Source organism: Kaistia hirudinis, from assembly GCF_014196455.1.
In the GTDB taxonomy this organism is placed as follows: Bacteria; Pseudomonadota; Alphaproteobacteria; order Rhizobiales; family Kaistiaceae; genus Kaistia; species Kaistia hirudinis.
The window spans coordinates 49,485-61,988 of record NZ_JACIDS010000003.1 but is presented as its reverse complement, the minus strand read 5'-3'; the positions used below and the strand labels follow the sequence as shown (position 1 = coordinate 61,988).

Below are 12,504 nucleotides of genomic sequence, written 5' to 3'. Positions count from 1 at the left end.
GACCATGACGCACCGCCTCAAGCCGGGTGACACGCTTGTCGTCGCCAGCCACAACAAGGGCAAGCTTCGCGAATTCGCCGATCTCCTCGGCCCGTTCGGGCTGAAGACGGTCTCGGCCGGGGAGCTCGGCCTGCCCGAGCCGCCCGAAACCGGGACGACCTTCGAGGAGAATGCCGCGATCAAGGCGCTCGCGGCGGCCACGGCTTCGGGCTTCGCGGCGCTTTCCGACGATTCCGGGCTCTGCGTCGATGCGATCGGCGGCGACCCCGGCGTCTATTCGGCCGATTGGGCGGCGCCCGACAAGGATTTCGCGCGCGCCATGCGCAATGTCGAGGAGAAGCTGCAGCAGGCCGGCGCCACCACGGCAGAGGCGCGGACCGGCCGCTTCGTCGCCGTGCTCTGCCTCGCTTTTCCTGACGGCACGACGCGCTATTATCGCGGCGAGATCGAGGGCACGATGGTCTGGCCGCCGCGCGGAACGCTCGGCTTCGGCTATGATCCCATGTTCCTGCCCGAAGGCCATGAGCGGACATTCGGCGAGATGGCGGCGGAAGAGAAGCATGGCTGGTCGGCCGGACGGACCGATGCCCTGTCGCATCGCGCCCGCGCCTTCGCCCTGTTTGCCGCATCCGAACTAGGAGACTGACCGTCTTGGCGCAACCGCGCGATCCCGGCTTCGGCGTCTATGTCCATTGGCCCTTCTGCCTGGCCAAATGCCCCTATTGCGACTTCAACTCGCATGTCCGCCATCAGGGGGTCGATGAGGCACGCTTCGCGGCCGCGCTCGCGACCGAGATCCGCACCATGGCCGAGAAGGTTCCCGGTCGCCGCGTCGGGTCGATCTTCCTCGGCGGCGGCACGCCGTCGCTGATGGCGCCCGCGACCGTCGGCGCCGTACTGGATGCCATCGCCGGGGCCTGGGAAATCGCGCCGGACGCCGAGGTGACGCTGGAGGCGAACCCGACCAGTGTCGAGGCCGAGCGCTTCCGCGGCTATCGCGCCGCCGGCGTCAACCGCGTTTCGCTCGGCGTCCAGGCGCTAAATGATCGCGACCTCAAGGCGCTCGGACGCATGCACAGCGTCGAGGACGCGCTGCGCGCGGTCGAGATCGCCCGGAGCACCTTTCCCCGCATCTCGTTCGACCTGATCTATGCCCGGCCCGGCCAGACGCCGCAGGCCTGGGCGGCCGAGCTCGAGTCCGCGCTGGCCCGCGCCTCCGACCACATGTCGCTCTACCAGCTCACCATCGAGCCGGGCACGATGTTCGAGACGCTCTACAATGCTGGCAAGCTGGCGATCCCCGATGAGGACACCGCAGCGACGCTGTTCGAGCTGACGCAGGAGATCTGCGACAAGCACGGACGCCCGGCCTATGAAATTTCCAACCATGCCGTGCCGGGCGGGGAATGCCGGCACAATCTGCTCTACTGGCGCTATGGCGAATATGTCGGCGTCGGTCCGGGCGCGCATGGCCGCCTCGTCATGGACGGACGGCGCCACGCCACGGCGGCAACGCGCGAACCCGAGAAATGGCTCGCCCGCGTCGAATCCTGGGGCGACGGCATCGATACCGACGACGTGCTAACGCCGGAAGAGTCGGGCGACGAATTGCTGCTGATGGGCCTTCGCCTCACCGAGGGCATCGATCTCGCCCGCTATCGCGCGATCGCCGGCCGTCCGCTCGATCGCCATCGCCTGTCCGATCTGATCCATCACGGCATGGTCGAGGAGATCGACACCGACCGCGTCCGCGCGACGCGCGCCGGCTCCTTCGTGCTCGACGCCGTCGTGGCCGATCTCGCCGCCTGAGCGGCGCGTCTCACATGGTACGGGAGAAGGTCCGCGGCGCCGGATCGATCTGCGTCGCCGTGCCCGTGCCGACCTCATAGACCGCGAGACCGCGCTGGTTGATGCCATCCGGCAGGAAGCGGAAGGCGCCGTCGACGCCGAGGAAGCCGTTCGGATTGGCGATCGTCTGGGCCGTGAACGCCTGCTGGCCATAGCGCGCCGCAAGGCCCGCCGCGAGGCTCACCGCATCATAGCCGAGCGAGGCCGTGCGCACGGGGGGTGCGCCGAAGGCCGCCTGATAGCGCGCGGCGAAGGCGCTGTAGGCGGCCCGGTCGGGGCCCGGATACCAGGCGCCGCGCAGCGCCGGTTCGGCGAGGATGCGCGGATCGTCCCACTGGCCGGAGCCGAGGATCTGGATATCGCCCTGGCGGATATTCTTCGAGGCGAGATACTGGGCGAGGAACGGCGCGGCATCGCCCGCATCCGGCAGCAGCAGCGTATCCGCCTCCTTGCGCTGCAGCACGGGCAGGATCGCCTCGGCCTGAACCTGCATCGATACGCGGTCGAGCTGGTAGCGCTGGATCGTGATGACGCGGCTGTTGCTGGCGCTCGCATATTTCTGCAGCGCCGCCTCGACGACGGTGCCATAGCCATTGGCCGGCAGCAGCGCGGCGATGGCGTGGCGGCCGCGCATGCCGGCGAAGGAGACGATGCGCTCGACATCGCTCTGCGGCAGGAAGCTCAGGAGATAGACGCCGCGTTCGGCGACGCTGGTATCGGTCGAGAACGCAATGATCGGCACGCCGGCCGGCCGCGCGACTCCCGCTGCCGCGCTGACCGATGGCGCGAAGAGCGGGCCGAGGATCAGCCGCGCACCCTCCTGGATCGCCTCGCCGGCGGCCGCTCGCGCGCCTTCCGGCGTGCCGCGATCGTCCTTGATCAGGATCTGCAGGTCGGCGCCCTTGAATTCGCGCAGCGCGAGGTCGGCGGCGTTCCTGAGGCCGGTCGCAATCGCACCGGCATTGCCGTTGGCGGAAGCGGGAATGATCAGCGCGATGCGGACGGAGCCGGAGCCGAGCGTCTGGCCGGCGGCGGGGGTCGCGAGCGCGTTGGCCGCCGGCGTTTCGCCCGAACTCGTCATTGGCGACGTGCAGGCGGAAAGGAGGCTCGACCAGGCGATCGTGCCGAGCACGGTCCGCCGCGAGAGACCCTTCGTCCGATCCGACCCGTCACGCACCAATTCGCTCTCCAGCCGTCCACCAACCACAGCGGTAGCCATAACGCCGGCTTCTCGGCTATTCAGTGACGGAAAGCGAGCAAAATCCGTGATTTCACCAATTCTGTCACCCCGCAGCCACACCGGACCGGCGCGATGAGCGCGCGCCCCACCGAACCCGCCGGGCATGGCAGCTTCTCGATCGACGGCCACACCCTGCCGGCGCCCGCGCTGGCGCCGGGGCTTTACGTGGTCTCGACCCCGATCGGCAATCTGAAGGACATCACGATCCGCGCCCTCGGAACGCTAGCCGCTGCCGATCTCGTCGCCTGCGAGGATACGCGCGTCACCGCCGTACTGACCCGCCACTACGGCATCCGCGCGCCGCTCATCGCCTATCACGAGCACAATGCCGAGCAGCAGCGCCCGCGCATCCTCGCGGCGCTCGCCGAGGGCAAGGTCGTGGCGCTCGTCAGCGATGCCGGCACGCCGCTCGTCTCCGATCCCGGCTTCCGCCTGGTCGGCGCGGCCGTCGAGGCGGGCCATGCGGTCTACCCAATCCCCGGCGCCTCGGCCCTCCTCGCCGCCCTCGTGCCGGCGGGCCTGCCGACGGACGCCTTCCTCTTCGCCGGCTTCCTGCCGAACCGGACCGCGGGACGGCGGAAGCGCCTCACCGCGCTCGCCGCCGTGCCGGCGACGCTGGTGTTCTACGAATCGCCGCACAGAATCGCCGAATCGCTCGCCGACATGGCCGCGGTCCTGGGCGACGCACGCCCAGCCGCCGTCGCGCGAGAACTCACCAAGACGTTCGAGACCGTCCGGCGCGGCACGCTGGCCGAACTGGCCGCCGCCTTCGGCGAAGGGCCCGATCCGCGCGGGGAGATCGTCATCCTCGTCGGCCCGCCGCTCGAAACCGAGCCCGACGCGGCCGATGTCGACGAGCGGCTGATCGCCCTCCTCGCCGAGCATCCGGTCAAGGAGGCCGCGCGGCTCGCGGCGGAGGCCACGGGCCTCGCCAAGCGCGATCTCTATCAGCGGGCGCTCGAACTCAAGGCCGGCGACGGCGATGGCCCGTGACCGGCGCGCCGCCGAACGGCACGGCCGGTCGGCCGAGGCGATCGCCACGCTCTATCTCCGTCTCAAGGGCTACCGGCTGATCGCGCGCCGCTTCAAGACGCCGGTCGGCGAGATCGACCTCGTCATGCGGCGCGGCGGTCTGCTTGCCTTCATCGAGGTCAAGGCCCGCAGACGCCGCGAGGAAGCCATCGAGGCGGTTTCGCCGACGGCGCGGCGACGCATCCTCCGGGCGGCGGAATGGTTTCTCGCCACGCGGCCCGAGGCGGCGGCGATGACGATCCGCTTCGATGTAGTGGCGCTCGCGCCCGGCCGGCTGCCCTATCATCTCAAGGATGCCTTCGCGCTCGACCGCTGAAGCATCCGGGGATTGCCTTCCGCACGCCCGGCACGACATAAGGCTAGCGTCGGGGCCCTCGCCCCGGCCGATCGATCGAGAGGGTTGCCATGGCGCTCAGCGTCGCCGTCCAGATGGACCATATCGCCAGCATCAACATCAAGGGCGACTCCACCTTCGCGCTCATGCTGGAAGCCCAGCGCCGCGGGCATCGGCTCTACCATTATACGCCGGAGCGGCTGTCCCTGCGCGACGGACGGGTCGAGGCGCGGCTCGAAAGCGTCCAGGTCCGCGACGTGCCGGGCGATCATTTCTCGCTCGGCGACACGGAACGGACGGATCTCGCGAAGTTCGACGTCGTGCTGCTGCGCCAGGATCCGCCCTTCGACATGGGCTACATCACGACGACCCATCTCCTCGAACGCATTCATCCCAAGACGCTCGTCGTCAACGACCCGGCGCAGGTGCGCAATGCGCCGGAGAAGATCTTCGTCACCGAATTCCCGGAGCTGATGCCGCCGACGCTGATCTCGCGCGATCCCGAGGAAATCCGGTTGTTCCGCCAGGAACATGGCGACATCATCATCAAGCCGCTCTACGGCAATGGTGGCGCCGGCGTCTTCCGCCTCTCGGAAGGCGACCAGAACCTCGCCTCGCTGCTCGAGATCTTCGCCGCCGCGTATCGCGCGCAGCCCTATGTCATCCAGCGCTACCTCCCCGCCGTGCGGGCCGGCGACAAGCGCATCATCCTTGTGGACGGAGTCGCGGTCGGTGCCATCAACCGCGTCCCGGCGGATGGCGAATCCCGCTCGAACATGCATGTCGGCGGCCGTCCCGAGCCGATCGAACTGACGCGGCGCGATCGCGAGATCTGCGAGGCGATCGGACCGGCGCTCCGGGCGCGCGGCTTCCTCTTCGTCGGCATCGACGTCATCGGCGATCACCTCACCGAGATCAACGTCACCTCGCCCACCGGCATCCGCGAGGTCAAACGCTTCGGCGGCGCCGATATCGCCGCGCTGGTCTGGGATGCGATCGAAGCCAAAAGGTGAACGGAATTCAACCGCCTACAACCGGATAGCAACCGGCGCGTGATTTTGTTCCCGTCCTGTTCTTGTCAGATGCACTGATCTCGCTTAGGCTTCCTTCAAATGGGGGCTGACGCATGGTTGCGCATGTGACGACGGTTTCGTTCCAGGGGATCGAGGCGGTTCCCGTGGATGTGCAGGTCCAGGTCGTGCCGGGCCTGCCGAGCTTCATCATCGTCGGCTTGCCGGATAAAACCGTGGCGGAGAGCCGTGAGCGCGTCCGTTCCGCGCTGCATGCATCGGGCCTCGCTCTGCCGCCGAAGCGCGTGATCGTCAATCTCGCCCCGGCGGATCTGCCCAAGGAAGGCAGCCATTACGACCTGCCGATCGCGCTGGCTCTGATGGCCGCGCTCGGCGCGCCGCCGGGCGACCGGCTCAAGGATTACGTGGTTCTCGGCGAGCTCGCGCTCGACGGCACGATCGCGAGCGTCGCCGGCGTGCTGCCCGCCGCGATCGGGGCCAATGCGCTCGGCCGTGGGCTGATCTGCCCGTCATCGGCCGGGCCGGAAGCGGCCTGGGCCGGCGGCGACCTCGACATCGTCGCACCGCGGAGCCTCATCGCCGTCGCCAATCATTTCAAGGGCACGCAGATGATCACGCGACCGGTCGCCGCGCTGATGGGCGAGCCGCCGCTCCTGCCGGACCTTGCCGATGTGAAGGGCCAGGAACTCGCCAAGCGCGCGCTCGAAATCGCGGCCGCCGGCGGACACAGCCTGCTGATGACCGGCCCGCCCGGCGCAGGCAAGTCGATGCTGGCGAGCCGCCTGCCCTCGATCCTGCCGCCGCTCTCGCCGCGCGAGCTGCTCGAAGTCTCGATGGTCGCCTCGATCGGCGGCGAATTGTCCGGCGGACGCCTGACGGACCGGCGTCCCTATCGCTCGCCGCATCATTCCGCTTCCATGGCGGCGATGGTCGGCGGCGGGCTGCGGGTGCGGCCCGGCGAAGTGTCGCTCGCGCATCACGGCGTGCTGTTTCTCGACGAATTGCCGGAATTCTCGCCGCAGGTGCTCGATTCGCTCCGCCAGCCGCTGGAGAGCGGCGAGGCGATCATTGCCCGGGCCAATCATCGCGTGACCTATCCGGCGCGTTTCCAGCTCGTGGCGGCCATGAACCCCTGCCGCTGCGGTCTTGCGGGGGAGCCCGGCCATGCCTGCCGTCGCGGCCCGCGCTGCGCGTCCGACTATCAGGAACGGCTCTCCGGCCCGTTCCTCGACCGCATCGATCTGCGCATCGAAGTGCCGGCCGTGACCGCGAGCGACCTGATCCAGCCGGGCCGCTCGGAGGCGAGCGCCGCGGTGGCCGCGCGCGTCGCCCGCGCGCGGGAGATCCAGGCCGAGCGCTACGCCGAACTGGCGGCCGGCACGATCATCGACACCAATGCCCGCTGTCCCTCCGCCCTGATGGAGGAGATCGCAGAGACCGATGCCGGCGGCCGAGCGCTGCTCGGCGAGGCCGCGGAGCGGATGAAGCTCTCGGCGCGCGGCTATCACCGCGTGCTCAAGGTGGCGCGGACGATCGCCGATCTCGACGGATCGCAGACGGTCGGCCGCATGCATCTCGCCGAGGCCCTCGCCTATCGCAGCACGGGCGAGCGGCTGCTGGCGGCGGCCTGACCAAGGGCGCGCAGACAACGCGCGCCCGCGCCGCATCAAGCATTCAGCAATCAGATGCTGCGAAGCTGCTCCTGTCGGCCGGGGGGCGGTCGGCCTCATCGGAGCGCCTGCGACCTTCATGTCCGCCGATCCGGCCCGTATCGCCACAGATCCCGTCCGGCAGGAAGACGAGCGCCGCCGCACGCCACGTTCCGCGACGCTGCGTCCTTCTTCGCCGGCGTCCGGGCGGCGCGGCCTCGCCGCCATTCTGGCGCTGCTCGCAGCCGCGACCGCCGCGCTCGCCGCCGCACTGGCGGTGCTCGAGCCCGACCGCGCCGCGCTCTTCCTGCTGGTCGCGACGCTCGTTCTCGCCTTGCTCGCCGCCCTCGCCCTCGGCCTGCGGCTCCACGCCGAGCGCCGCGAGGCGGCGGCGCTCGCGGCCCGGCTCGAGGCGCTCGAAGACGAGAACTGGGAGCTGGAGGAGGCGCGTGCCGGCGTTCCGACCGGCGGCGTCGCTTCGGGCTTCGAGCCGGCCCTTTCGATCGCGACCGTCAGCCATGAGCTGCGCGCGCCGCTGCACGGCATGCACGGCCTCGCCGATCTGCTGGCCGAGACCGAGCTTTCTGCGGAGCAGCGCTCCTATGTCGAGGCGCTCGGCCAGTCGACCGCGGCGCTGGAGCGCGTCGTCGACGACCTGCTCGATGCCTCGCGCATCGCGGCGGGGCATTTCTCGCTCGACCCTTCGGCCTGCGATATCGGGACGCTCCTTGAACAGGTCGCCGAGCTGATGGCGCCGCGAGCCTTCGCCAAGGGCCTCTCGCTGTCGACGCAGACGACCGGCGCCCTGCCGCGGGTGGATGCCGATGCCGGTCGTCTGCGTCAGGTCCTCGTCAATCTCGTCGCCAATGCCGCGGCCTTCTCCGACCAGGGCGGCATCGTGATCTCGGCCGAACGGGTCGCCGAGACGACCGATCGCCTTGAGCTGCGCATCGCCGTCTCCGATAGCGGCCGCGGCGTCGACCCGGGCGATCAGGCGCGGATCTTCGGCCCGTTCGAACGCGGCACGGATGGGGGTGGCGCCGGGTTGGGCCTCGCGATTTCGGGCCGGATCGTCGAGCATATGGGCTCGCAGCTCGTGCTGTCGCCGCGTGCCGGCGGCGGCTCGGTCTTCTCGTTCACCCTGGGCCTGCCGATCGTCGCCCGGCCGGCGGACAGCCTTGGCCCGGACCTCACCGGCCGGAGGCTGCTGCTCGCCGCCCGCTCGGAGCCCGAGGCCGACGCGCTGGCCGGCACCATTGTCGATGCCGGCGGCGAGGTCACGACGACCAGCACCCAAACGCGCATCGACGGGCTGCTTGCGTCGGCGGCGGCAGCCCGCCAGCCCTTCGATGCGCTCCTGGTCGACATTGACGGTCTTGCCGACGCCGAGGCGGCGCCGAAGCGCCTGCGGACCGCCGCAGGCGGCGCCATCGGCCTCGTCGCACTGATCGAGCCCGCGGGACGCCCGCGCCTCGCGGACCTCCGCCAGGCCGGCTTCGACGCCTATCTCGTCCGGCCGGTGCGCCGCGCGTCGTTGCTGCGGGTCGTCGCGGCGCTCACGGATCATCGCGGCGGCTTCGTGATCGACCCGGCCGATCGCGAAGAGACCCCCGCCTCGCATGTCAGGCAGCGGCTCCGCGCGCTCGTCGTCGAGGACGATCCCGTCAGCGCGCTCCTGATCCGCGCCGTGCTGGAGCGTCTCGGCCACGCGGTCACCGAGGCCTCTGACCGCGCGACGGCGCATGCGGCGCTCGCGGCGCGCGGCGCCGATCTCGTGCTGGTCGACATGAAGCTCGGCAGCGAGAGCGGCGCGGCGCTGATCGGCGAACTTCGCGGCGCGCAGCGCGGCGGGCCGCAGCCTTGGATCCTCGCCATGAGCGCCGACAAGGACCTCGCCGACCGGGCCCTTTCATGCGGCGCCGACCGCGCGATCACCAAGCCGGTCACGCCTGATTCGCTCCGCCACGCGCTGGCGGATCTCGCCGGATCGGACGGGCAGGCGGATTCGCTTCGTCACCAAACTGTATGAATTGCATGATTAAACTACCCCGGATCACGATTTGCTTCGCCCCTGTCGGGTGGGGTGATCGCGGACGGAGGATCATGTTATGGTCAAGGCTGCGGATCGACAGGGTGCCGTGCGGACGCTGGCCGTGCCCGCGCCCATCGCCGCGCTGCCGGGGCTTTCCCGCCGCATGCTTGACGGGTTGAGGCTGACCATGCCGAAGGGACTTCGAACCGCGCCGGCGATACCCGAGCCGCTCGGCCGGCTCGGCTCGCTTGAGGTGCGGCTCGCCCATTCGCCGCGCGAGGTGAAGCGCGCCCAGAAGCTGCGCTTCAAGGTCTTCTATGAGGAAATGTCGGCGATCGCCGATGTGCAGACGCAGATGACCCGGCGCGACCGCGATGCGTTCGACGCGATCTGCGACCATCTGCTCGTCATCGACCACGACACGCGGACCAAGTCGGGCGACCCGGCGATCGTCGGCACCTATCGCCTGCTCCGCCAGGACGTCGCGGCGCGCCATTCCGGCTTCTATACCGCGAGCGAGTTCGATGTCGGCCCGCTGATCGGCCGGCATTCCGGCCTCAAATTCCTGGAGCTCGGCCGCTCCTGCGTGCTGCCGCCCTATCGCACCAAGCGCACGGTCGAGCTGCTGTGGCACGGCATCTGGAGCTATGTCCGCAGCCACGGGCTCGACGTCATGGTGGGCTGTGCCTCGCTGGAGGGCACCGATCCGGACCGCCTGGCGCTGCCGCTCTCGTTCCTGCATCACAACTGCCGCGCACCCGAGGCGTGGCAGGTTACCGCCCTGCCCGGCCGCAGCGTGGCCATGGACCGCCTGCCGCCGGAGGCGATCGACACAAAGGCGGCGCTTCACGCCCTGCCGCCGCTGATCAAGGGCTATCTGCGCCTCGGCGCCTATATCGGCGACGGCGCCGTCATCGACCGCCAGTTCGGAACGACCGACGTGATGATCGTGCTGCCGGTCTCGGCGATCAATGCGCGCTATGTGAACCACTACGGCGTCGACGCCACGCGCTACGCCGCGTGAGACGTTACGCCGGCTGAGGATCAGGCGGGCGGCGGGTTGCGGCCCGGCCGCGAGCGATAGCCGGGGAGCGTCCAGCCGAAGGCCAGCGCGCCGGCGCGGATCGCGAAGGCGGCGAAGGTGCCGGCAAGTGCCGCGGGCCAGAAGGGCACGCCCCAGCGTTCGGCGATGACGAAGAGCGCCGCGCCGACCAATGTCGCCGTCACATAGATTTCCTTGCGCAGCAGCACGGACGGCTCTCCGGCGACGATGTCGCGGATGATGCCGCCGAACGAGGCCGTCATGATGCCCATGACGATCGCCCCCGTCGGGCTCGCCCCGGCCTTGAGCGCCTGCGCCGCACCCATCACGCAATAGCCGGAGATGCCGACGGCGTCGGCCCAGAGGATCAGCCGGTAGCGATATTCGACGAAGGGCGCGAGGAAATAGACGCCGATTCCGGTGACGAGGCAGACCAGGATCGGCTCCGGCGAACGGATCCAGAAGACGGGGGTTTCGCCCAGGAGGACGTCCCGCAGCGTTCCCCCGCCGACACCGGTGATGGCGGCGAAGAAGATGAAGCCGACAATATCGAGCTCGCGGCGCGAGGCCGCGAGCGCGCCGGTCAGCGCGAAGACGAAGACGCCGACACTGCCAAGGACCTGAAGAAGGCTGAGCCCCAGGTCCACGTTGCGTCAGGCGGATTGTTCGGCGTCGGAATCGGCCGACTTGTCGGCCTTGGCGGCTTTCGCCGGACCCTTGGCGACGCCGACCATGGCCGGACGCAGCACGCGCTCGCCGATGACATAGCCCGGCTGCATGACCTGGACGACGATCCCGGCGGCGTGATCCGCCGTCGGCACTTCGAAGATCGCCTGATGCAGGTTGGGATCGAACTTCTGGCCGACCGGCTCGATCTTCTTGACGCCGTGCTTTTCCAGCGAATTGTGCAGCTCGCGCTCGGTCATCTCGACGCCTTCGATCAGCGTCCCGAGCGCCTCGCTGGTCTTGCGGGCGTCGTCGGGAACGGCCTGGATCGCGCGCTCGAGATTGTCGGCGGCGGTCAGCATCTCGCGCGCGAAGGCGGCGATCGCATATTGCCGGGTCTCGGCGACCTGGCGCTCGGTGCGGCGGCGGAGATTCTCCATCTCGGCCATGGTGCGCAGGACGCGGTCCTTGAGCTCGGTAGCCTCGGCCTCGAGCGCCGCGATGCGCGCGTTCGCTTCGCCGGCGACCTCACCCTCGACCGGTGTCGAGCCGGCCGCGGCGGGCGTCTCGGAGCCGGACGGGGTTCTGGTATCGTTGGACATCGCGAATTCTCGCTTTCTCAAGTTGCAGTTTGAGCCCGATATCAGGATTCCGGCGCCGAAAATCAAGCGCGCGCGGCGTTCAGAGCACGATGACGCCCTGGTGGCGCGCTTCCGTGTCGGGCTCGACATGGATCAGCACCTCGGCCCCCTCGACGGCACGCTGCAGGGCCGCTTCGAGACGGTCGCAGATCTCGTGCGCGGCCGATACCGTGATCGCACCCGGCACGACCAGATGGAACTCGATGAAGGTCGCGCGGCCGGCATGACGGGTGCGGAGGTCGTGCACCTCGAGGGCGCCTTCAGCCTCGGCCGAGATGATGGAGCGGATCTCCTGCTCCACCTGCTTCGAAACCGCCTCGTCGAGCAGCCCGCTGACCGAATCGCGCACGACGCGCCAGCCGGACCAGAGGATATTGCCGGCAACGAGAACGGCGACCAGCGAATCGAGCGCCGCCCAGCCGGTGGCGACGACGAGCAGCAGGCCGACCAGCACGCCGAGCGACGAGATGACGTCGCTGGTCAGGTGCCAGGCCTCGGCTATGAAGGCCGGCGACCGGCGGCGACGGCCGAAGCGGAACAGGAACATCGCCCAGGCGCCGTTGATCACGGTCGCGACCGAGTTCACCGCGAGGCCGGAGATCGCATTCTCGGGCTGGTGCCCCGCCTGATAGGCAATCCAGGCCTCGCGCAGGATCAGAAGCGCCGCGAGGATGATGAGCACGCCCTCGAGCACGGCGGAGAAATACTCGGCCTTGTGGTGGCCGAACTGGTGGTCGCTGTCGGCGGGCTTGCGGCTGACCTGGATCGCCCAGAAGGCGGTGAGCGCCGTCACCAGATTGACGATGCTCTCCAGCGCGTCCGAATAGAGCGCGACGCTGCCCGTCATCAGATAGGCGGTATATTTGATGCCCATCACGATCAGGGCGATCACGATGGATGAGAAAGCGACCGCCGTGGTCCTGTCGATCCATTTCGGCATGGCAAACTCCCGGCGGCATGTCGGCTGTGGGGCGCCCTTAGCATCCGAC

The 12,504-nt window shown here is 69.4% G+C and carries 12 protein-coding genes; 8 read left to right on the top strand and 4 right to left on the bottom strand.

The window, feature by feature from the left end; genetic code table 11:
- Positions 1 to 4 precede the first annotated feature (4 nt).
- Positions 5 to 646, top strand: a complete 642-nt coding sequence (locus GGR25_RS10380) for a non-canonical purine NTP pyrophosphatase (RefSeq protein ID WP_183398734.1) — start codon at positions 5 to 7, stop codon at positions 644 to 646.
- Positions 647 to 651: 5 nt separating this feature from the next.
- Positions 652 to 1,809: a radical SAM family heme chaperone HemW gene (gene hemW, locus GGR25_RS10375; RefSeq protein WP_246409538.1), complete on the top strand. Its 1,158-nt coding sequence runs from the start codon at positions 652 to 654 to the stop codon at positions 1,807 to 1,809.
- A gap of 10 nt (positions 1,810 to 1,819) precedes the next feature.
- On the opposite strand, the gene GGR25_RS10370 is transcribed toward hemW, so the two are convergent.
- The gene (locus GGR25_RS10370) at positions 1,820 to 3,067 is read right to left on the bottom strand and encodes a penicillin-binding protein activator (protein ID WP_183398733.1); all 1,248 of its coding nucleotides are present in this window, start codon (positions 3,065 to 3,067) and stop codon (positions 1,820 to 1,822) included.
- Positions 3,068 to 3,160: 93 nt separating this feature from the next.
- On the opposite strand from GGR25_RS10370, the gene rsmI reads away from it, so the two are divergent.
- The 6 genes from rsmI to olsB all read left to right on the top strand — a co-directional run bounded on the left by rsmI (position 3,161) and on the right by olsB (position 10,190).
- Positions 3,161 to 4,081, top strand: a complete 921-nt coding sequence (gene rsmI / locus GGR25_RS10365; protein WP_183398732.1) for a 16S rRNA (cytidine(1402)-2'-O)-methyltransferase — start codon at positions 3,161 to 3,163, stop codon at positions 4,079 to 4,081.
- Positions 4,071 to 4,436 (top strand): YraN family protein, encoded by a 366-nt coding sequence (locus GGR25_RS10360; protein ID WP_183398731.1) that lies wholly within the window; start codon positions 4,071 to 4,073, stop codon positions 4,434 to 4,436. The genes rsmI and GGR25_RS10360 overlap by 11 nt, the downstream gene beginning before the upstream one ends.
- A gap of 89 nt (positions 4,437 to 4,525) precedes the next feature.
- Positions 4,526 to 5,467, top strand: coding sequence for a glutathione synthase (gshB, locus tag GGR25_RS10355; protein ID WP_183398730.1), 942 nt, complete (start codon positions 4,526 to 4,528; stop codon positions 5,465 to 5,467).
- 113 nt (positions 5,468 to 5,580) lie between these two features.
- Complete coding sequence (locus tag GGR25_RS10350) at positions 5,581 to 7,116, top strand: YifB family Mg chelatase-like AAA ATPase (RefSeq protein WP_183398729.1); 1,536 nt, start codon at positions 5,581 to 5,583, stop codon at positions 7,114 to 7,116.
- Between the two features lie 118 nt (positions 7,117 to 7,234).
- On the top strand, positions 7,235 to 9,163 hold the full coding sequence (locus GGR25_RS10345) for an ATP-binding response regulator (protein ID WP_183398728.1): 1,929 nt from the start codon (positions 7,235 to 7,237) through the stop codon (positions 9,161 to 9,163).
- Between the two features lie 166 nt (positions 9,164 to 9,329).
- Positions 9,330 to 10,190, top strand: coding sequence for a l-ornithine N(alpha)-acyltransferase (gene olsB, locus GGR25_RS10340; protein WP_380146882.1), 861 nt, complete (start codon positions 9,330 to 9,332; stop codon positions 10,188 to 10,190).
- Between the two features lie 20 nt (positions 10,191 to 10,210).
- Here olsB and GGR25_RS10335 read toward each other — a convergent pair whose 3' ends face one another.
- From GGR25_RS10335 to GGR25_RS10325, 3 genes are all read right to left on the bottom strand, one after another.
- On the bottom strand, positions 10,211 to 10,855 hold the full coding sequence (locus GGR25_RS10335) for a trimeric intracellular cation channel family protein (RefSeq protein WP_343068020.1): 645 nt from the start codon (positions 10,853 to 10,855) through the stop codon (positions 10,211 to 10,213).
- Positions 10,856 to 10,861: 6 nt separating this feature from the next.
- Positions 10,862 to 11,476, bottom strand: coding sequence for a nucleotide exchange factor GrpE (gene grpE, locus GGR25_RS10330; RefSeq protein ID WP_183398726.1), 615 nt, complete (start codon positions 11,474 to 11,476; stop codon positions 10,862 to 10,864).
- Between the two features lie 79 nt (positions 11,477 to 11,555).
- On the bottom strand, positions 11,556 to 12,455 hold the full coding sequence (locus GGR25_RS10325) for a cation diffusion facilitator family transporter (RefSeq protein WP_183398725.1): 900 nt from the start codon (positions 12,453 to 12,455) through the stop codon (positions 11,556 to 11,558).
- Positions 12,456 to 12,504 lie beyond the last annotated feature (49 nt).

Excerpts from the sequence above, each read along its gene's own strand:
- GGR25_RS10380 (WP_183398734.1), top strand. The coding sequence starts at position 5 with ATGACGCACCGCCTCAAGCCGGGTGACACGCTTGTCGTCGCCAGCCAC.
- GGR25_RS10370 (WP_183398733.1), bottom strand. The coding sequence starts at position 3,067 with ATGGCTACCGCTGTGGTTGGTGGACGGCTGGAGAGCGAATTGGTGCGT.
- rsmI (WP_183398732.1), top strand. The coding sequence starts at position 3,161 with ATGAGCGCGCGCCCCACCGAACCCGCCGGGCATGGCAGCTTCTCGATC.
- GGR25_RS10360 (WP_183398731.1), top strand. The coding sequence starts at position 4,071 with ATGGCCCGTGACCGGCGCGCCGCCGAACGGCACGGCCGGTCGGCCGAG.
- gshB (WP_183398730.1), top strand. The coding sequence starts at position 4,526 with ATGGCGCTCAGCGTCGCCGTCCAGATGGACCATATCGCCAGCATCAAC.
- GGR25_RS10350 (WP_183398729.1), top strand. The coding sequence starts at position 5,581 with ATGGTTGCGCATGTGACGACGGTTTCGTTCCAGGGGATCGAGGCGGTT.
- GGR25_RS10345 (WP_183398728.1), top strand. The coding sequence starts at position 7,235 with ATGTCCGCCGATCCGGCCCGTATCGCCACAGATCCCGTCCGGCAGGAA.
- olsB (WP_380146882.1), top strand. The coding sequence starts at position 9,330 with ATGCTTGACGGGTTGAGGCTGACCATGCCGAAGGGACTTCGAACCGCG.
- grpE (WP_183398726.1), bottom strand. The coding sequence starts at position 11,476 with ATGTCCAACGATACCAGAACCCCGTCCGGCTCCGAGACGCCCGCCGCG.
- GGR25_RS10325 (WP_183398725.1), bottom strand. The coding sequence starts at position 12,455 with ATGCCGAAATGGATCGACAGGACCACGGCGGTCGCTTTCTCATCCATC.